Source organism: Pseudomonas sp. 3JA, from assembly GCF_036961705.1.
Lineage (GTDB): Bacteria > Pseudomonadota > Gammaproteobacteria > Pseudomonadales > Pseudomonadaceae > Aquipseudomonas > Aquipseudomonas fluorescens_Q.
The window spans coordinates 1-18,731 of sequence record NZ_JBAMDJ010000053.1 but is presented as its reverse complement, the minus strand read 5'-3'; the positions used below and the strand labels follow the sequence as shown (position 1 = coordinate 18,731).

Genomic DNA, 18,731 nt, shown 5'->3' with positions numbered 1-18,731 from the left:
AAAGCAATTTGAAGTTCCCGGCTTGCCGCCAGGATCGAAAAAACGGCCACCAGCTAACGCCCGAAGCCGGCGGTTAGAGGGGGTGCCATGGCAAGGCGTAAAACAAACAATCGTCTGGATACGGCCTTAGAAATGTGGGTTCGCTGGAGCTATCCAGGCGTAGACCAAGGGGCTACGGGCCGAACGATGCTCGCCAAGTTGATCGACAACAAGGGCGAACTGTTTTTCGGTGGAGGCGGGCAGGGCCCTGGCGCGGATGGCCTGGAAAGCAAAATCGAAGCGGGTGTTTATTCGATGTTCGTGGCCGATCCGCTCCGGGCTGATGTCCTGCGGCTTGAGTACGACGCGGCTTATTGGCAGGTAGTGGCGCGCCGAGGGATTGAAGATTATGACCCGCGCGGTATTGGTCAGTTTGAGAAGGCTGCCGCCCTGGGAGTGAGTTTGCGCACATACCGTAGTCGATTGGCTGAAGCGCGAGAAACCATAGCGAAACTGTTGGGGTACTTATGAGCATTCATCCTCTTTTTGCTGGATTCAAAGGACATAGCCCGCACGCTTTGGGGGCGGCCTTGGGGTTCGCTATTCATGTTGAAACAGCCTTGGGCCCTCTGCCTGTAGGTTTGCCAGTGGAGCATGCCGACCGATTGGCGTTCGGTGGTGACCTGTCTGGCTTTCAGTGGGCTGGAGGCTGGGAGGCTCCCGGCGTTCATTGCTTGATGTTCGCGAAGCCATTAACCGCCATGGCGGCCGCCTGGTGGCAAGTGGGGCTCTCTCACTAACTGTTGTTGCTTCTGATCCTCACGCCCAAACGGGCTGCATTTCTCATACACCCTTAGCGATATAGCTATTTAGCTACATGGGCGTCCGTGCGCGCTCATGGCTTCGCTTTGCCCGAAGAAAGGCCAAACCATGCCGAAGACCATGCAAGTTCTGCTGTCCGACGCGGCTATCAAGAAGTACGCGTCTGACCTTACTGTCGGGGAGTTGAAAGACCCTCGACACCCTCTTCGATTCCGCTATCGCCGTGACCGCACCCGGGGAAGCTGGCATGTCATTCATTTTAATAAAGGAGCCAAATGGAAGAAGGCCGGTAACTGGCCTGACGTGACCGCCAAGGCCATGCTCGACGGCCTGCCTAAAGTGCATGCAAGACTGTTGGCTGACCCTGCGGCCGCTGCCACCGTTGACGCCTGGGATACGCTCGCCCAGGTGCTGGAGTGGTACACCGAGCGAGTGAAGGTCGACCGGCATCTATCCCATGAGCGGAAGTCGACCAAGCAATCGGCCATTCGTTGCCATCTGTTGCCGCGCCTTGGCGCTGTGCGTCTGGCTGAGTTGAGCCGGCCTGTAATCGATTCAATGCTCTATGTGCCCATGCAAGCTGAGTACAGCCTGGCCCATGTAAAAGGCGTGTTTGGCGTGTTGAAGGTTGCGCTTCGGCGTGCTCGCCGCCTCGGGCTGATCGTGTCCGATCCCATTGCCGACGTGACCTTCGGCGACTTCAGCAAAGCCAAAATCAAGCCCAAGGGCGCGCGCCTGCGACATGTGTCTGTCGTTGAGTTGCTGGCCGTTTGGGCTGAACGATTCGAACAGGCAGCGCTTGATATCGTCTTCGCTGTACTGATGCTGGCCTGTGGCACCCGGATTAGCGAAACCCGTTTGGCCAAGTGGCATAACGTCAATTTGACCGCCGGGGAATGGTTCATCCCGGCCAGCGATACCAAAGGCAAGCGCGACCATGTGTTGCCACTGACTCCCCAGGTTGTGGCCCTTTTGAGTCGGTACCGAGAATGGCAGAAAAGTCGGGGTTATACCGGCGTCTATCTGTTCCCGTCCTCGACCCGTTCCGGCAAGCCCCTGGCCCGAAGCAAATCATTCGACATCTTCAAGCGCCTTGGGTCGGGGGAGTGGACAAGTCACGACCTCCGCAAGTTGGCCCGCACCCGTTGGGCTGAGCTGGGTATCGACAGCCTGATAGGCAAGTTGCTGCTTAACCACGCCCTGGGCGAACTCGACTCGACCTACGTCCAGACCCATGGGGAAGAGCTGAAGCGTGACGCCTTGACCCGCTGGCATGCCTGGCTCGACGGCCAGGGCTTTGCCGCGCTTCACGATAAGACAGTGCTAAGACGGGCCGGAGAGCCGACCGAGGCGCAGGCCGCTGACTGGCTGGTGTTCCAGCCGAAATAAGAACCTATGTCATAAGAGGATTTACTTGATGCGGATTCCACGGAAAAACAGCGACACCCTGATCGTCCTGGGCGGCAAGTCGGGGGCGTTTTGGTTCGGTTTCTATGCCGCCCTGGGGGTGATCGTTGCCAGCCTGGTCGCCCTGGGCGGCAGTTGGTGGGTGCGCCAGGCCATGGGCTGGCTTGCGCAGTGGTGGGGGGCTTAGCCGTGACGGGTCACAGCGAAGAGAAAAGCGCGGATGCGCTGAAGAAAGCCGCACAGCGGGAGCGGGATGCCGAAGCCGGTATCGTCGAAGTTGAGGTTAGGTTGGGGCCGCTGGAAGCCGCAATGTTGCGAGAGGGCCAGGAAACCCGGGGCGGCTTATCTGGCCCCTACACGCGGGCCGAATACATTGCGACGCTGATTCGTCGCGATAATGAGTTGTTGCAGCAGCAGCGGGGGGCACTGGAAGGGCGGTTGTGCGAGAACTGTCGCAAGCCTCTACCGCGTGGCTGTGGCGGCGTTTGGGCGAATGAGTCGCTGTGTTTGGCGGCCCAGGCAGGTCGAGCCCTGGAGCTTTAAAGCAGGGTTGACAGGGTTGCGGTTTTACACCCTAAGTGTTTACAACACTTAGGGTGTTGACATGGTTTGCAGTTTCCCCTATCTTTTTCCCCATCGTGGTGTTGTTCCGGCCACGGTGACCATCAGCGTACAGACCATTTGACCCCCGGCCCTCACAGGCTGGGGGTTTTTTTATTCCCCGCTCCCAGCTCGGGAGGTTTTCGAGAATGCCGAACATGCCGGACAAACCCGAGACTTGGGCCTTTGTGGCCCTCTGGCTGAGCCAGCATTCATCGACCATATGGACGGCATGCATGACGCTGTTTATGGCGGTTCTGCGAATTTTCTACACCGGCGGAACGTGGAAAGACGCCCTCATTGAAGGGCCCATGTGCGTTCTGTTGGCCCTGAGCATTATTTGGGGTTTTGAGTTCATGGGCTGGCCTTTGACGCTGGCCCAGCCGACGGGCATTTGGGTCGGTTTTGTCGGTGTGAAGAAGATCGGCCAATGGGCTGACCGCTTTGCAAATACCAAGCTGCCAAAACAGGAGGGCGGTCAATGAGTATCCCGCGTGGCATTCGCAACAATAACCCCGGAAACATTGACTACAACCCCAAGACAAAGTGGGTTGGCCAGCTCCCACACGACCCAGCGATTGAGCCCCGTTTCTGTCGCTTTGACCGGCCGGAAAATGGGATTCGTGCGTTGGCTAAAACGCTGCTGACCTACTCCCGGAAGCACGGGTTGAACACTGCCGCTGCCATCATCGGCCGTTGGGCTCCAGCGAGTGAGAACAACACGGCGGCTTATGTGCGCAGTGTCGAGAGCGCGTTGTGGGCTAAAGGCCTCGGCCGCTCTGGTCCGCTGGACCTTCAGACCCCGGCCATTCTTGGGTGCCTGGTCAGGTCGATCATGCGCCACGAAAACGGCGGCTATCCCTATGAGGAAAGCCTGGTAGACGACGGCGTGCAAAGGGCTTTGGCATGAAGACGCTGGTTAGCGTTGCGCTGGCTGTACTCGCTGCCTCGGTCTCTGTAGGGCGTTACGCGGTGGGCTTTGTATGAACCTGAATCTAGCCGGGTGGGGATTGGCCTTAGCCATTGCCTTGCTTGCGTTGTGGCGCGTTGAAGTGGCTGGGCTGGCAGTTGATGCGGCGGAAAAGGAAACGGCCCGCGTTGAAGAGCGGTTGGGCGACAGCCTGTTACGCGTAACGGAACAGGCTGTAGTGATTGACGCCCAGGCAAAGAGCCTGGCCGATGCGACCCATGCTGGTCGCTTGTTTATGACCTTGTCTGAGGCCATCGAGCGTGATGGTCGGGCTACACGACAGACCCTTGCTGAGATCAAAGCGAATGACAAAGCCGTTGCTGAGTATCTGCTGGGCGCTGTGCCTGCTGCTTACGGGGTGCAGTTCGCCCGCCCTGAAACCACCGACCCCCAAGCTTACAACGCAGCGGGAGCCGTGCCCCCTGGTGGCGTGCCTGCTGCCGGGCCGGCCGCCAGTCCTGCGCAATGACCAGTGGGAACCTGCCTTGCTGAGCACTGAAGACGCGTTGAAGCGCTGCGCCGCCCAGGTGCTGGCGTGCATGACCCATCAAGGCGCAGGCATGCCCGCTGCTGTGGCCGTCCCGGGTCTGGGTCCCTCTGGCGGTTAAACCGCTGACTACGGTCGGCAGGCCCGCGCGGCTCGCGAATTTTTCGGTTTTCGGAAAATCGCGCCCTTCTTCCACCTTTTTTGTTCATTTATTGAACAGGCGGCAGCACGCAGCCCTTGAATTTACTGGCGCCGTATGCGCCAAAAAAAGGCGGCAAGGTGGACAAATAGGCCAAACGCTTGGCCGTCCCTTCGCATTGGTCGCTCTATGCCGCTGATTCTGAATAAACGCGAGTACGCCGACGCCCGGGGTATGTCCGAAAGGACGGTCACGCGCTGGCTTGCTGAAGGGTTGCCATATGAGGGCAGCGGCAAGAAGGGCGACCCCATCCGCATCGACATGGCCAAGGCGACCGCCTGGGAGATTGCTCGGGAAGTGGCCAAGCAACTGGGCGACGGCCGTTCGGTCGACGGCGAGGCCACCAGCAAGGAACAAGAAGAGCTGATGAAGCTGCGCGCCGACCGCAAGACGCGGGAAGCCGAGGCGGAGTTGCGCGCCCTGGAGCTGGGCGAGAAGAAACGGACCCTTATCGACATCGACTTAGTCGAGCAGACGTTGGCCAGCGCCCTTACTCAGATGGCGATGATCCTGCGCCCAGTAGGCCGAAAGGTGATTCCCAAGGTATTCACGGCTCGCAATGAGGCAGCGGGCTTGCAGATATTCGACGACGAACTGACCCGCGCCATGTCGGTCGCGGCCGACATGCTGGAGGCGTTAGACATCCATGCCGCACCGTCTGAAGAAGATCCTCAAGCGGGCGGCTAAGGTGTTTCGGCCGGCGCCGCTGCGCGCGGCCTGGCTATGGGCAAACCAAAAACGTGTTTTGCCGCCTGGCAGTCCCGAGCCTGGGCCGTGGAACAGCAACCGCGCGCCCTGGGTGAAGGGCATCACTGAAGCTATCCGCGATCCGCTGTACAAGATGGTCACCGGCGTCATGGGCGCGCAGATGTCCAAAACCGATGGCGTGCTGTTGAACGCGGTCGGCTGGCGGATGGACGACGATCCCGGCCCGGTGCTGTACATCGGTCCGACCCGTAAAAACGTCGAGTCGGTGAGCAAGGATCGTTTCTCAAAGTTGCTCAAGTCGGTGCCTTCGCTGTTCGAGGCGCTGGCCAAGGGCAAGCAAGACACGATCAATGAAAAGTTTATCAACGGCCAGCGCATCGGCTTCGGCTGGGCCGGCTCGGCGACCGAACTGGCGTCGCATCCGTCGCGCGACGTATTCGTCGACGAACGCGACCGCATGGGCAACAACGTCGGCGGTGAAGGCGACCCGATAAGCCTGGCTGAAGCGCGAATTTCAAACTTCATCGACGGCAATGTGACAGTCGTATCGACACCGACCGTTGGCAGCGTTGAAACCGAAACCGATGACGACGGCTTGGAGCGCTGGAAGCCGTCCGACGACGTGCATTCGCCAGTGTGGAAGCTGTGGCAGGAAGGCACCCGCCACGAATGGGCCTGGCCGTGCCCTGGAGCAAAGTGCGGGCGTTACTTCATTCCGCGCTTTACCACGTTGTACATCCCCGATGGGGCCACGCCCAAGCAAGCCTTGGACGATGCCCGGCTGTTTTGTCCGCATTGCGCGGACATGATCGCCGAAGAGTCGAAAGAGTGGATGAACGACCGAGGGGTGTTTGTTGCCCCGGGGCAACGCCTGGTCGGCTTCGACGACGATGGCGTACAGATTGAACAAGGCGGCGTTACGGTAACGGTCGAGTTCGGCACCTACCTGGCGCCGTTGGACGCGGACAGTTCTGCATCATTCTGGGTATCGGGTTTGTGCTCGCCCTGGCAGACCTTTGGCCAGCGTGCGCGTAAGTTCGTGGTGGCCATGCTGTCGGGCGAGCCTGGTCGTATGCAGGCCGCGATTAATACCGCCTTTGGCGAGCTGTTCATGGTCAAGGGGGAGGCCCCGGCCTGGCAGTCGGTCGCCGCGTTGCGCCGGCCCTATGCCTTTGGCGAAGTGCCGCGCGGTGTGCAACTGATCGTCGCCGGCGTCGACGTGCAAGGCGACCGCCTGGTCTACGTGGTGCGCGGCTTCGGCTACAACTTTTCGTCGTGGCTGATCGAGCACGGCGAAATATGGGGCGACACCGAACAGGAACAAGTGTGGCAAGACCTGGGGCAGTTGCTGGAAACGACCTATGAAGGCCGCCCGATTGCGCGAATGCTCGTTGACTCGGGCTACAAGCCCGGCGGCAAGGCGGCACCGGTGCACATGGTCTATCAGTTCTGCCGGCGCTACTACGGCCGCGCCATTCCGACCAAGGGCCGGCAACAGCAGGATAAGCCCTACAAGTTTGCTGACGTCGATCAGAAGGGCCACGAACGCCAGCCGCTGAAGCTGATGCACGTACATACCGACCACTTCAAAAGCTGGGTTCATGCCCGTATCGAATGGCCGGTCGAGCATGCCGGCGCCTGGTATATCGCCCAAGACGCCAGCGATGACTACTGCCAGCAAGTGGTAGCCGAGGCGCGCCTGGTCACTCAGGCGGGCCGTGTGTTCTGGCACAAGCTGCGCACCGATAACCACTACTTCGACGCTGAGGTCCTGGCGGCAACGGCGGCTCATCTGGAGCAGGTGCACCGCCTGCCACGCCTGGGGGATGAAATGCTCGACGCGCCGGACAGCACTGCGCCTGAAGCAACCGACGTGCCGGCGTTGCCCAGTGGCGCGCCGGCGAAACAGAAACCAAAGCCCCCACCGGAGCCGGCGCTGCCGGCCCCCAAGCGGAAGAAACGCCGCCGGGGTGCTGTGAGCGAGTGCCAGATATGAGCCGCAACAACCGCCGCGCCATTCGCGCGGAGATAGACGCCATCGACAATGCAATTTTAGCCGTCCTGCAGGGTGGCCAAAACGTTGAGGTGACCACTGCTGCGGGCACGCGAAAAGTTCAAATGGCCGACCTGAAAACACTGTACGCACAGCGCGACCGCCTGCGGCGCAGCTTGCGCGGTGGGCCGATAGCGCGACAAGGGATCCCGATATGAGTCGAAACATCATCGACCGTGTGGTCGGTTTCTTTTCCGCCTCTGCGGGACTGGATCGTGCCCGGGATCGTATGAGCCTGGACGCTCTGGATTCCTTCGCCGGCGCATCAAAAAGCCGGCCGGCCCTGAAATCGTGGTTTACCTCGAAAAAAGATGCTGACGGCGACCTTAATCCTGAACTGGCGACCTTGCGTTCGCGTTCGCGTGACCTGGAGCGAAACAACCCTATCGCTCATGGTGCGATGAAAACCAAAACGATTTACGTAATCGGTACCGGGCTTAGGCCTGAGCCAAGTATCGACGCGGAGTTCCTGGGGCTGACATCGGAGCAGGCCGAAGCACTCCAGGCGCAAATGCTGCGGGAGTTCAATTTGGCGGCCGATTGCCTGGAGGCCGACGCCGCCAGGCGCAAGACGTTCTATCAAAAACAAGCGGAGCTATTTCACAGCGCCCGGGTTAACGGTGACTCGTTCTTGCTGCTGCCACACTTCGAGCGTGACGGGTCACCGTATGCGACGCATTTCCAGTCGGTCGAGTCCGACCGGGTTTGCAACCAGCATAACAAGCCCGACAGCGACACTATGTCCGGCGGCTTCGAGCTGGACGAACACGGCGCGGCCGTTGCGGTGCAGGTTCTACAGACCAACCCGTCTAAGCGTTTCTTGCGCTCGAAAGCACAATGGCAGCGAGTGCCGCTGTTTGGCGAGCAGGGTCGACGCAACGTGTTGATCCATTCGAACCACAACATGCGGGCTAGCCAGACACGCGGCATTCCTGACTTGGCGCCAGTAATTGAGGTGATCAAACAGGCCGGGCGTTACATCGACGCTGAGCTGATGGCCTCGGTGATCAGCTCGAAATTCACCGTGTTCATCAAGTCTGACCGCGATGGCGGCGGCGGTGATGCCTACGCCCCAGGTGCAGGCATGGGCGGTGGGGCTAGCGATGATGACGAAGACGATGACGACCCGCGCGACCTGCGCCTGGGTGATGGCCTGGTGTATGAGCTGGACGAAGGCGAGAGCATCGAAACAGCCAACCCGGGGCGGCCAAATGCGGCCTTTGACCCTTTCGTCACGGCGCTTTGGCGCATGATCGGCGGCGCGATTGGTGTTCCGTTCGAAGTGTTGATCAAGCACTTTACCGCCAGCTACTCGGCCAGCCGTGCGTCGTTGTTGCAGTTCGCGCATTACATCATGGTCGACCGGGCAAACTTCGTCGTTGACGTGTGCCAGCCGTACTACGAAACAGTGATCGCCGAGGCGGTTGCCCGGGGGCGCCTGCGCTTACCGGGTTTCTTTCAGGACCCATTGGTGCGTCGGGCCTACTGCCAAGCGCTTTGGCATGGTCCGAACCTGGGCGAGTTGGACGAACTGAAGGCGGTAAACGCGGCTGAGAAACGCTTGAAAATCGGGATCAGTACGCACGAGCGCGAAACCCGCCACCTGCTGGGCCAGGACTGGAACCAGATTAACAGCCGGCGCGTTATCGAAGAGCGCCGCAAATACCGGGCGGCCCCGGCGGCCGAGCCGCCAGATGAAAGCGGTAAAGCCGATGAAAACAGCCCCGAAGGCAAACGCCAACGGGGCTTTTTGTTGCCAGGGGGTAACGAATGAAAAAGCTGATGGCCTTGCAGTTCCTGGCCTCCCAGGCCTGGGCGCTGCCCTCGACCATGCTGGCCGATATGGAAGCCATCGCCCGGCGCGAGTTCGATGCGGGCCGACTGGACGCGCTGACTGAGAAAGACGGCGAGTCGCTGAAATCCGCGCCCATAGTCGAGGTGCGCGACAGCGTGGCCCTGATCAAGGTACGGGGCGTGGTTTCCCGCTATGCCAGTTGGATGCACGACATCTGCGGCGGTACGTCGACCGAGGCACTGGCCAAGGCGCTTTCGGCTTCGATTGAAGACTCAAAAGTGCGTGCTGTGGTGCTGTGGATCGACTCGCCAGGCGGCCAGGTCAACGGCCTGAACGAAATGGCCGAAATGATTTATCAGGCCCGCGGCCGGAAAAAGATCGTTGCTTATGTCGGGGGTATGGCGTGCTCGGCGGCCTACTGGATGGCGTCGGCCTGTTCCGAAGTCGTGATCGATGCGACCGCCGAACTGGGCTCGGTCGGCACAGTGGCGGGTTTTGTCGTTCGTCCTGCGGCCGAAGGCGAGCAGCGCATCGAAATCGTGTCGAGCAACGCGCCGAACAAGCGCCTTGACCCCACCAGCGAAGCCGGCCAGGCCGCCGTGCAAGTGACCGTCGATGACCTTGAAGCGGTGTTCATCGACGCCGTTACGCGAAACATGGGCGTTACGCGTGACAAGGTCCTGGCCGACTTCGGCAGGGGCGGCACCTTCATTGGCGCCAAAGCAGTCAAGCAGGGCATGGCGCACCGCCTCGGCAGCCTGGAAGGGCTCATTGCCGAGCTAAGCGGCCGCGCCCAACCCCGCAACGTTCCACCAACCAAGGCGCTAGCCGCCGCCAAGACTAACCAAGGAGCAAACACGATGCCTCTGACTATCACTGAAGGGGCGACGGCGGCCGCCGTCGCTGAGGCCCTGAAGGCCCAACACCCCGAAGCATTCGCCGCCATTGCCGCCACCGGCGCTACAGACAAAGACGCGGCGATTGAAGTGGCCCGCAAAGAAGCCCATGCCGCTGGCAAGCTGGAGGGCTACGCCGAAGGCCACTCCGCCGAAACCGCACGGGTTGCCAGCGTGTTCGCGGTCACGCTGCCAGGTCACGAAAAGCTGATCCAGGCGCTTGCCCTGGATGGCAAGACCACCGGCGGCGAGGCTGCCGCGCAGATCATCGCCGCCGAGAAAAAAGGCGGCGCTGACTATCTGGAAGGAGCCGGCAAAACCGAAGCCAACAACGTCAAGGGCGGGCCTGAAAGCCAGACCGGCAAGTCTGCCGTAGATCCGCGCACGCTGGCCGCCGAGGCCCGTGCCCTGGTCGACGCCGAGGCTACCAAGGGCAACAAAATCACCATTTCCGCCGCAGTGCGAATGATCCAGGGGAGCAAGTCTTAATGCGCCAGTACATCGAGAGCCGCCGCGCTGCGGCAGACGTGGAGCCTTACCGTATCGCCGCGTATGACGACACCGAAGGCGAGTTCACTCAAGCCGCCGGCCCAAGCGCTTCGCCGCTGATGGGTATTACCGGGAGCCTGGGCGCGGTGGCCGGCACGGTCTGCGACGTGATCCGTAGCGGACCTACCGAGCTGGAGTATGGCGGCGCCGTCGGTTTCGGTGATCCGCTGACGGCTGACATTGCAGGCCGTGCCGTAGTGGCCCAGCCCGGCGAAGCCTATATCGCCCGTGCTGACGAAGCCGGCGATGCGGGCACCATCGGCCGCGTGTTCATCGAGCGCGGCACCGTGCCGGCCGCTGTGGCCCCTTAACCATCCCTCAGCCCTGAGCTAGGAGCATACAAACATGCCTGCACCGTTTCCTATTGATCCCGTCCGCACGGGTATCGTAATTGCCTACCGAAATAACAAGCTGATCGCGGATGAAGTCATGCCGCGACGGAGCGTCGGCGGCGAGCAATTCAAGTGGTCGGAGTACGACAAAGCCGAGCGCATGACCTACGTTGACACCGAAATCAGCCGCAAAGGTTCGGCCAAAGAAGTCGAGTTCAGCGCGACGGAAAAAGATGCCTCGACCGCTGATTACGGCCTGGACGACGTTGTGCCGCAAGGCGACATCGACAAGGCTGCCGGTACCGACTACGACCCGCTCGACCACGCGTCCGAAGCGTTGACCGACCTGATTCTGCTGGATCGTGAAGTTCGTGTCGCACGCACCGTTTTCGCGTCGGCCAACCATGCCTATGGCAAATCGTTGGAAGCTGTCGAGAAGTTCAGTAACCGCGACGCCGACCTGTTGGCGTTCCTGTTGCAGGAACTCGACAAGCCCCTGATGCGCCCGAACACGCTGACTATCGGCCGTGCTGAATGGACGCAACTGCGCGTAAACCGTTCGATGGTGGCCGCCTCCCACGGCAACAGCGGCGACAAAGGCGTCGTCAGCATTGCGCAGATGCTGGAGTTGCTGGAACTCGACAACATCTTCATTGGCGAAAGTCGCGTCAACATCGCGAAGAAGGGCAAGCCGGCCGAAGTGAAGCGCGTATGGGCTGGCCATGCCGCCTTTACCTATCAGGCGCCTACGGTTGAGATTCCGGCCGGGACCCTGACTTGGGGTGTGACAGCTCAGTACGACGACCGCTTCGCTGGCACCTGGTACGACGAAAGCGTCGGCCTGAAAGGCGGCTACCGCCTGCGGGTGGGTGAGCAGGTCAAGGAACTGGTGATCGCCAAGGAGTGCGGTTTGCTGTTGCAAAACGTGATTTAACTAGAGCTAAAGCGCTATTTAGCTAATCGAAGGGCCCCGCCAGGTGCGGGGCTTTTCGCAGCCGAAAGCCCGCCCGGTGGGTGGTTTTTCGCATGCGAAAAGAGGGAGATCCCGTGAGCCGATTCGATATCGTCGACCGAACCATGCTGATTTGTAAGGACGCAACGGCCAACGTCGTGACCGACACAGGCGCGCGCTTTGACGTCGACGGCATTTTCGACAATGCGGAAATTGACTTCGAGCATAAGCGCGAAGGCAGCAGCGGTGCCGGCGGCATGAACTTCAAAAAGCGGCAACCGGTTTTCACCACGGCTGACAAGAAGGTCGCCGGCATCAACAAGCAATGGCGATTGATCATCAAGGGCAAATCGTACTTTTGCGCCGAGCCCTACGAAGACGGTTCAGGCTGGGCAACGCTCTGGCTTGCGACCAGCCTGGACGACCCAACCGAAGCGGAGATCGTGCGCGGTGGCAGCCAATGGCGTTAGTTTTCAACTGAGTTTTGCCCGGGAAATCACTCGGGTTACGGCGCAAATACAGACCACGGCCGAGCAGGTCAAGAAGGCCGGTGACCGGGCGCGACGCAAAACCATGCGCTGGCTGTCGACGCGTATGTCGCGCGAAATGAGCCAGGCCTTAAAGATCCCGCAAAAAGGGCTTAAAGCCCGCTGGAGCACGTCCACAGCCGGCCAGGGTGACGACCAAGTCACCATTCTATGGTTCGGCACTTTGCCCTTGGCGGCGGAAAACGTCGGCAACCCCCGGCAGGGTAAGCGCGGCACCAGTGTCGCCGGGCGGCGCTTTGATGGTGCGTTCTATCACTCGGTCTACGACGGCGTGCCCCGGGTTTGGATTCGCAAGCGGCGCGCCCAGGCCCTGGGCTTGAACTTGCCAGCCATGAGCCGGCAGAAGGGCGGGGGCAATCAGCGGTTTATGGATTATGGCGGTGCTGGTGATACCAGTAACCGAGGCCGTTTCCCGGTTATGCGGGTGGGTATCGCGCTAGACGAAATGGCCGGCGAGGTGTTCCGCCGTTATGAGCGCCGAGCCTTGGCCCGGTTCGCTGAGCTGATCGAGCAGGAAATCAACTACGTGGTGAACCATGAGCGAAAAGGCTGAAGAAGGGCAAACCATCGACGATGTGAGTTTGTTGCACGACCGGATAGTCGCCGCCGTGCGCGACCGCTTCGGGCCACGGCTTAAGACAGTGGCCGAGTACGACCCCGTCGACGTAGACAGCAAGACGATTAAAACCCCGGCGGTGCTGCTGGAGCTGGTCGAAATGCGCCCCGCTGGGCGGGTTACGGGTGGGCGCACGCCGGTCGAATTGGCCTGGTCTGCGCATTGCGTGCTGAGTTCGGCGACAGACAACGTACAGCGTGAAGTTCGCAACTTTTCCGCCCAGGTACTTTGCCTTGTCGACGGCAACAGTTGGGGGCTCGGGACGGCTGTAACGCGTGCCGTTGAGCTTGAGGCGTTCCCGGGTTTGTTCAGGCCCGGGGAAAAGGGTTTCGAAAGCTGGGTCGTGAACTGGAAGCAAACCGCGCATTTGGGGCAGGTTTGGGAGCTGCCCGCCGATGCCCCGGCGGTTGACGTCTACATAGGCGGCGAGTTGCAAGCCGACCCGAATGCCGGGCAGGTGCCTTGATGGACGTATTGCAGCGCTTGGAAGAGCTGGAACGCCGGGTCGCTCAAATGGTGGTGCGTGGAAAAATTCACGCCGTGGACACGGCCAACCATGTCGCCCAGGTTGAATACGGGCCAGGCATGGTTACCGGTTGGCTTCAGTGGAAGCCCCTGCGCACCGGAAAGGCGATTGTCTGGTGGGCCCCGGAGAAGGGCGAAGGCGTCACGGTTATCAGCGAGGGTGATTTGGCCTTGGGCGAGATCCTGCCAGGCAGCTATCACAAAGACTTTGCCGCGCCATCCAGCGACCCGGATTTGTTCCTTATCCAGTACGGCGACGGCGGCTCGGTTTCCTATGATCGGAAGGCTCATATGCACCGCCTGGACCTGCCAGCCGGCGGGCGCGCCGAGGTGGTGGCGCCGGGCGGCATGAAGATCATTGCCGATACGGAAATCGTTGGTTCGTTACGCGTAACGAAAGACATCAAGGGTGACGCGGAAATCGGCGATGCGGTTCGCAACATGAGCCAGGACCGCGACCTTTACAACCTTCACCGTCACGGCTCCAGCCCGCCCCCTGAACCGCAACAGTAGAGAACATCATGAAACAAGGCACGGACCGGAACACGGGGCGCCTGATCAGTGGCATTCCCTATCTGTGGCAGCGGCTTAGCGACGTTATTTCAACGCCTGTCGGCTCCCTGGTCGGGCGCCGTGACTTCGGTTCGCGGCTGTTTGAAATGCTCGACCGCAACGTCGACAGCGGTTTCTACATGGAAACCTATATTCGCTTGGCCGAGGCCATCAACAACAAGGCCAACGGTTTGGACGACTTCAGGCTGTCGACCATGCGCGTCGACCAGCCCGCCCCGAATCACGTTGAGTTGTTCATAAGCGGTCAGTTGCTGATTGATGGCCAGGCGCGAGACGTGGAATTAGAGGGGATCGCCTATGGAAGGTATTAATCTGGCGTTGCTGCCGTCGCTGACGGTAATCAAGCAACTGACACACGAGGAAATTGTGCAGGCGGTGGCCACCGCTGCGGGCCTGGAGAATGCGAGCCCAGCCGACCCAGCGTTTCGTGTGGCCCTGGCCTGCGCTTATCGTGAACTGATGGTCCGCCAAGACGCCAACGAACAGGCGCGCGGGCTGTTGCTGGCGTTCGCGGTAGGGCCTCAGCTCGACCATCTAGGGGTGACCTACTACCAGCACCCGGACGGCTCGCCAGTCACGCGCCTGGATGGTGAAGAGGATGACGATTACCGGGCCCGCTTGCAGGATTCGCCCGAAGGGCTTTCGGTGGCGGGCCCGGATGGGGCCTACGAGTTCGGGGCAAAAAGTGCCCATCCTCACGTTAAAGGCGCCTCGGTGTTCAGCCCGAAACCGGTTGAGGTTGAGCTAACCATATTGAGTACCCAGGGCAGCGGCGTACCTACGCCGGAGCTGCTGGCGACTGTTGATGCGTACCTACAGACGCGTCGGCCACTGACCGACTGGCTGAGGGTGTTGCCGGCCGAGGTAGTGCCATTCAGCGTGACGGCTGCGCTTTACCTGAAGCAAGGCCCCGACCCTGAGCTGGTCCGTCAGGCGTCCGAGAAGTGGGCTCGGGCATATCTGGATAAACAACACCGACTTAAAGCCCGCGTCGTCGAATCCGCTTTGCACGCGGCTATGAGCGTTGAGGGCGTCGAAGAGGTTCGGCTAACCGGTTGGGCTGACGTGGCCTGTACGGCCCGTCAGGCGCCTTTCTGCGAGGCTCTGACGGTCACTATCGGTGGCTATGTATGAGCGCGACTATTCTGCCGGCCAACCTAGCCGACCTTGAGAAGGACTTAGACGCTGCGCTGTCGCGTATTGAGCTGATCGAGATCCCCATCGCGGTTTTGTGGGATCCCTGGAAATGTCCGCTCGACGTACTGCCATACCTAGCCTGGGCTGTGTCGGTAGACCAGTGGCGTAGCGACTGGCCCGAGCAGGTCAAGCGCCGGGTGGTTGCCGGTAGTCTTGGGCTGCACCGCATCAAGGGTACGCGGCCGGCGGTCGTCCAGGCGTTGAAGGCATTGGGCGTTGAGGTCGAGCTGGTCGAGTGGTTCGAGGCTTCGCCGCGCAAGGAGCCCGGCACGTTTAGCCTGATCGCTTGGGCGAACGAGAACATCACGCCCGGCCAGGCCGGCATGCTGAACGGCGTGCTGTACGACCAACTGTTCGCGGCCGTGCATAACGCCAAAAACACGCGCTCCCACTTCACTTTCAAGGTGGGAGCCAAGTTTGGTCCGAACAACCTTCGAATTGGTTCGGCCATCACGGGCATGGGCGCAGCGACGCGCCGTGATGCTGTGGTCGCCCAAGAGCCGCTTGCAAGCACTGCACGCCTGGCGGCTGTGCCTGTTCTGGAGTCTGTCGCGCTGAGCCGGCGCGCTGGCGAATTATTCATCGACGCGGCCCCGCGTCCGGCGGCGGTCCTGATGGGTTGCGCCTGCGTTGGGGTCGCTGTCGTTCGTGTGTCTATGGAGGTGCAAGAGTGACGGCGCTTATACCGGTAATTACCACCAAGGGCCTGGCGGCCGTGTGGAACACAGAAAATACGGGCGTTGCGGCGAAAGTCACGCACATCGCGCTCGGCACAAGCGGTTATATCCCCAGCAAGGGGCAAATCAGCCTTCAGGCTGAAAAGAAACGTTACGCCATTGCGGATGGCCAGCGTGTCAGCGATACGCAAATTCATGTCACCGCCCTGGCGGATGACGATAGTGAATTTTGGGTTAAAGAGGTCGGATTCTATCTGGAGGACGGCACCCTGTTTGCTGTCTGGTCGTCGACCGGCGCGCTGGCCTATAAGTCCGCGCTTGTGCCGTTGTTGCTGGCATTCGATTTGGTGCTGGATGCGTTGCCCGCTGGTTCTGTAACGGTGGTAGGAACCGGGGCAAACCTGTCGCTTGCGGTTTGGGGAGAGCAGTTCGCGGCCCAATCGGCGGCCATCGTCGATAACATGGCGCGACATGTCGACGTGCTGTTCCGCCTGATGGCGTTGGAAAAAGGTTAAGGGGGCGATATGGCAGCGAGCGATATAGAGCTGACCGCCGGCACAACCTTCGCGTTTTCCGTCACCTGGCAGCAAAAGAATGGCGACGCTCTGGCCCCCATCGACATAACCGGGTGTACCGCTCGCTTCCAAGTGCGAGACGTCAAGACTGACGAACTGCTGATCGATGCGCAGACCGGCGGGCGTGGCATTGAGATCCCTGCCGGGCCTGACGGGCTGATCAAGGTTTCGCTTGGCCCTGACGTGACCCGGGGGCTGTCGTCACGACCTATTGGACAGGCTGTCTATGAGCTTCGCGTTTACTTCCCTTCGGGGGATGCCTATCCGGTGCTGCCTTCTGGCTTTCTCGCCATCAATCAGGGGGTGATTCGTGATTAGCCAAACGCAGTCGGTAACCCTGACGCGACCTGTTTTGCAAGTGAGCAGGCTGACCCAGGGGGAGCGCCTGGCAGCCGTGGCGATTCAGCCTGAGCCGCACTTCTATGTCGTCGCCGTCGGCTTTCAGGGGCCTGTCGGGGCTGTGGCTGAGGACGTTCTGGCGCGCGCGGCGGCCGCCGAGCAAGCGGCGAATTATGCGGCCGCGCAAGCGACTGAATCGGCGCAGGTGCTGGACCGACTGATGCAGCAGCTCAAAGGCGCTTTCGACTATCACGCCGGCGCGATCAGCGCCCAAGGGGGCAAATGATGGGGGCAGTTTCCGAGACCCTCGAAAGCCTGCTGACGGCCGTTAACGGTCTGATGGGGGTTATTGATGGCAAGTTGCGTAACAAGGTCGACAAGGCTGAGGTTTACACGCGCACCGATATCGACGACCCGACACGGACCCTAGGCGCAAACTCGGCTACGGCGACGCGTCTAAAAGTGGCCAGGGTTATCACATTGGCCGGCGATGCTCACGCGGCTGGCGGGTTCGATGGTTCGGACGCGCTGACGTTGATGGTGAGCATTCCGGCATTGGCGGATAAGGCCGATAAGCTCGACACGCTTACGCCGGCGCAAATCGACGCGCGCATACAGGCAGTGATAGGCACGTCGCCGGCGGCGCTGGATACGCTGGCCGAGTTGGCGGCGGCAATGAACAACGACCCCGGCTTCGCGGCCAGCATGACCACGGCTTTGGCCGCCAAGTCCGACAAAGCAACGACCTACACCGTCACTCAGGCCGACGGCAAGTTTCTGTTAAAGACCGCCCAGTCAACGGACTCTGCCAAGTTGGGCGGCAATCTCCCTTCGCACTTCGCCACGGCCGCCGGGTTAGCTTCGCTCGAAGCTGGGGTCGCTGACGGATTCACTCGCCTGGCCGCTGCCTTCAATAGCGGGGCCAATAAGATCAATGGAACAGGAGCTTAAACAGTGAGCTTAGAAACGCAGATTCAGGCGCTGGTAACAGCCGCCAATAACCTGACCAGTTCGGTCAACGGTAAAGTGGGGGAGATCGATGCAAAGGTGGTGGCTGCCCAAGCTGCTTACAACGCTCAACTAGCAGCCCTGACAAGCAAGCTCCCACGGCTTGGTGTAACGCAAAACTTTGCAATGTCAGACCCCGGCAATTTGGGCCGCCCCGACAACTTTGGTTATCACACCGAGGTAAGCTGGGCGAAGGTGAAAACCATCAGCCAACAATCTCAAGCTACGGGGCGGCCTGCGGAGGACGTTGCATTACTGGCCGAAATTGAAGCGGATGTCCGCGAGGTTTATCCAGATTTCAGTATTCGGAAGGCTGAGTATTTCCGGCGCGATTTCAGTATCTGGCGTGGTACTTGGTCGGTAAAAGGGGCTTCGCCTTATTTTGTCTATCCGCGAACTGCTGACGGCATTTTAAACAATGGCGTTGCTTCTGTTCCTATGAATTCGTTTATCACGGTCGGCGCCTTTGTCAGGATTGTTGACGGTGAGATTACCGGAACTTGGGCGACAGGCTCCGCCAAAGGAAAGTGGCGTTGGTGCTCATATGTTTACGAGCCTAATAACATTTTCGGTCATTACACCCACTTGCACCCAATTCGTGTTTCAACTTCAGGGGTCGTTGAAATGGCACTGGTTGGAGGATGTACAGGTGTTGTTTCTCATCCAGGCGCTTGGGGCGCTATGTTGGCACTTGGCTAAGGAGCCTATATGAAACCTATATTTCCAGACCCGTACCTTCATCCAGATTTGAAGTGGGAAATGATTCGCAAGAGTCGTGATTCCGACCTGACTGCATCTGACTACGCGGTGATGCCTGACTATCCGCTGGACGATGGGCAAAAGGCTCAGGTCCTGGCCTACCGCAAAGGACTGCGCGAGCTGCCTGAGCAGGGCAGCGACCCCGACGCCGTGGAGTGGCCGGAC

27 protein-coding genes are annotated in these 18,731 nt (G+C 60.5%); all 27 read left to right on the top strand.

Annotation, left to right across the window (positions count from 1 at the left end; translation table 11 throughout):
• The first annotated feature begins 87 nt into the window (after nucleotides 1–87).
• Nucleotides 88–510, top strand: a complete 423-nt coding sequence (locus V7773_RS27435) for a hypothetical protein (protein WP_336076214.1) — start codon at nucleotides 88–90, stop codon at nucleotides 508–510.
• Between the two features lie 399 nt (nucleotides 511–909).
• Nucleotides 910–2,190 (top strand): tyrosine-type recombinase/integrase, encoded by a 1,281-nt coding sequence (locus V7773_RS27430; protein WP_336076213.1) that lies wholly within the window; start codon nucleotides 910–912, stop codon nucleotides 2,188–2,190.
• A gap of 28 nt (nucleotides 2,191–2,218) precedes the next feature.
• On the top strand, nucleotides 2,219–2,395 hold the full coding sequence (locus tag V7773_RS27425; protein ID WP_336076212.1) for a hypothetical protein: 177 nt from the start codon (nucleotides 2,219–2,221) through the stop codon (nucleotides 2,393–2,395).
• A gap of 2 nt (nucleotides 2,396–2,397) precedes the next feature.
• Nucleotides 2,398–2,751: a hypothetical protein gene (locus V7773_RS27420; protein ID WP_336076211.1), complete on the top strand. Its 354-nt coding sequence runs from the start codon at nucleotides 2,398–2,400 to the stop codon at nucleotides 2,749–2,751.
• A gap of 206 nt (nucleotides 2,752–2,957) precedes the next feature.
• On the top strand, nucleotides 2,958–3,293 hold the full coding sequence (locus V7773_RS27415; protein ID WP_145133487.1) for a phage holin, lambda family: 336 nt from the start codon (nucleotides 2,958–2,960) through the stop codon (nucleotides 3,291–3,293).
• Entirely contained in the window at nucleotides 3,290–3,718 is a 429-nt protein-coding gene (locus V7773_RS27410) for a structural protein (protein WP_336076210.1), read from the top strand. Before V7773_RS27415 ends, V7773_RS27410 begins: the two co-directional genes overlap by 4 nt.
• 73 nt (nucleotides 3,719–3,791) lie before the next feature.
• Nucleotides 3,792–4,247 carry a hypothetical protein gene (locus tag V7773_RS27405; protein WP_336076209.1) on the top strand — a complete coding sequence of 152 codons (456 nt, stop codon included), beginning with the start codon at nucleotides 3,792–3,794 and terminating at the stop codon, nucleotides 4,245–4,247.
• 346 nt (nucleotides 4,248–4,593) lie between these two features.
• Nucleotides 4,594–5,151 carry a terminase small subunit gene (locus tag V7773_RS27400; protein ID WP_336076208.1) on the top strand — a complete coding sequence of 186 codons (558 nt, stop codon included), beginning with the start codon at nucleotides 4,594–4,596 and terminating at the stop codon, nucleotides 5,149–5,151.
• Nucleotides 5,111–7,168, top strand: a complete 2,058-nt coding sequence (locus tag V7773_RS27395; protein ID WP_336076207.1) for a terminase gpA endonuclease subunit — start codon at nucleotides 5,111–5,113, stop codon at nucleotides 7,166–7,168. Before V7773_RS27400 ends, V7773_RS27395 begins: the two co-directional genes overlap by 41 nt.
• Entirely contained in the window at nucleotides 7,165–7,383 is a 219-nt protein-coding gene (locus V7773_RS27390; RefSeq protein WP_145133383.1) for a hypothetical protein, read from the top strand. The genes V7773_RS27395 and V7773_RS27390 overlap by 4 nt, the downstream gene beginning before the upstream one ends.
• Nucleotides 7,380–8,999: a phage portal protein gene (locus V7773_RS27385; RefSeq protein WP_336076206.1), complete on the top strand. Its 1,620-nt coding sequence runs from the start codon at nucleotides 7,380–7,382 to the stop codon at nucleotides 8,997–8,999. The genes V7773_RS27390 and V7773_RS27385 overlap by 4 nt, the downstream gene beginning before the upstream one ends.
• A complete protein-coding gene (locus V7773_RS27380) occupies nucleotides 8,996–10,405 on the top strand; it encodes a S49 family peptidase (RefSeq protein WP_336076205.1) in 1,410 nt (469 codons plus the stop codon). Before V7773_RS27385 ends, V7773_RS27380 begins: the two co-directional genes overlap by 4 nt.
• Entirely contained in the window at nucleotides 10,405–10,776 is a 372-nt protein-coding gene (locus V7773_RS27375) for a DUF2190 domain-containing protein (RefSeq protein WP_336076204.1), read from the top strand. The genes V7773_RS27380 and V7773_RS27375 overlap by 1 nt, the downstream gene beginning before the upstream one ends.
• A gap of 34 nt (nucleotides 10,777–10,810) precedes the next feature.
• Nucleotides 10,811–11,731 (top strand): phage capsid protein, encoded by a 921-nt coding sequence (locus tag V7773_RS27370; RefSeq protein ID WP_145133392.1) that lies wholly within the window; start codon nucleotides 10,811–10,813, stop codon nucleotides 11,729–11,731.
• 113 nt (nucleotides 11,732–11,844) lie between these two features.
• The gene (locus tag V7773_RS27365; protein WP_145133394.1) at nucleotides 11,845–12,219 is read left to right on the top strand and encodes a head-tail joining protein; all 375 of its coding nucleotides are present in this window, start codon (nucleotides 11,845–11,847) and stop codon (nucleotides 12,217–12,219) included.
• Nucleotides 12,200–12,850 (top strand): hypothetical protein, encoded by a 651-nt coding sequence (locus tag V7773_RS27360; protein ID WP_336076203.1) that lies wholly within the window; start codon nucleotides 12,200–12,202, stop codon nucleotides 12,848–12,850. The genes V7773_RS27365 and V7773_RS27360 overlap by 20 nt, the downstream gene beginning before the upstream one ends.
• The gene (locus V7773_RS27355) at nucleotides 12,834–13,379 is read left to right on the top strand and encodes a hypothetical protein (RefSeq protein WP_336076202.1); all 546 of its coding nucleotides are present in this window, start codon (nucleotides 12,834–12,836) and stop codon (nucleotides 13,377–13,379) included. Before V7773_RS27360 ends, V7773_RS27355 begins: the two co-directional genes overlap by 17 nt.
• Nucleotides 13,379–13,951, top strand: a complete 573-nt coding sequence (locus tag V7773_RS27350; protein WP_336076201.1) for a phage baseplate assembly protein V — start codon at nucleotides 13,379–13,381, stop codon at nucleotides 13,949–13,951. The genes V7773_RS27355 and V7773_RS27350 overlap by 1 nt, the downstream gene beginning before the upstream one ends.
• Before the next feature lie 8 nt (nucleotides 13,952–13,959).
• On the top strand, nucleotides 13,960–14,322 hold the full coding sequence (locus V7773_RS27345) for a hypothetical protein (RefSeq protein ID WP_145133401.1): 363 nt from the start codon (nucleotides 13,960–13,962) through the stop codon (nucleotides 14,320–14,322).
• On the top strand, nucleotides 14,309–15,145 hold the full coding sequence (locus V7773_RS27340) for a baseplate assembly protein (RefSeq protein ID WP_336076200.1): 837 nt from the start codon (nucleotides 14,309–14,311) through the stop codon (nucleotides 15,143–15,145). Before V7773_RS27345 ends, V7773_RS27340 begins: the two co-directional genes overlap by 14 nt.
• Complete coding sequence (locus V7773_RS27335; protein WP_336076199.1) at nucleotides 15,142–15,882, top strand: phage tail protein I; 741 nt, start codon at nucleotides 15,142–15,144, stop codon at nucleotides 15,880–15,882. Before V7773_RS27340 ends, V7773_RS27335 begins: the two co-directional genes overlap by 4 nt.
• Entirely contained in the window at nucleotides 15,879–16,400 is a 522-nt protein-coding gene (locus V7773_RS27330; protein WP_145133406.1) for a phage tail-collar fiber domain-containing protein, read from the top strand. The genes V7773_RS27335 and V7773_RS27330 overlap by 4 nt, the downstream gene beginning before the upstream one ends.
• A gap of 9 nt (nucleotides 16,401–16,409) precedes the next feature.
• A complete protein-coding gene (locus V7773_RS27325; protein ID WP_336076198.1) occupies nucleotides 16,410–16,778 on the top strand; it encodes a hypothetical protein in 369 nt (122 codons plus the stop codon).
• On the top strand, nucleotides 16,771–17,085 hold the full coding sequence (locus V7773_RS27320; protein WP_336076197.1) for a hypothetical protein: 315 nt from the start codon (nucleotides 16,771–16,773) through the stop codon (nucleotides 17,083–17,085). The genes V7773_RS27325 and V7773_RS27320 overlap by 8 nt, the downstream gene beginning before the upstream one ends.
• Nucleotides 17,085–17,750, top strand: a complete 666-nt coding sequence (locus tag V7773_RS27315) for a hypothetical protein (RefSeq protein ID WP_336076196.1) — start codon at nucleotides 17,085–17,087, stop codon at nucleotides 17,748–17,750. The genes V7773_RS27320 and V7773_RS27315 overlap by 1 nt, the downstream gene beginning before the upstream one ends.
• A gap of 3 nt (nucleotides 17,751–17,753) precedes the next feature.
• Nucleotides 17,754–18,506, top strand: a complete 753-nt coding sequence (locus V7773_RS27310) for a hypothetical protein (RefSeq protein ID WP_336076195.1) — start codon at nucleotides 17,754–17,756, stop codon at nucleotides 18,504–18,506.
• A 9-nt stretch (nucleotides 18,507–18,515) separates the two neighbouring features.
• Nucleotides 18,516–18,731 (top strand): tail fiber assembly protein (locus tag V7773_RS27305; protein ID WP_336076194.1); only part of this gene is annotated, 216 nt, incomplete at its 3' end.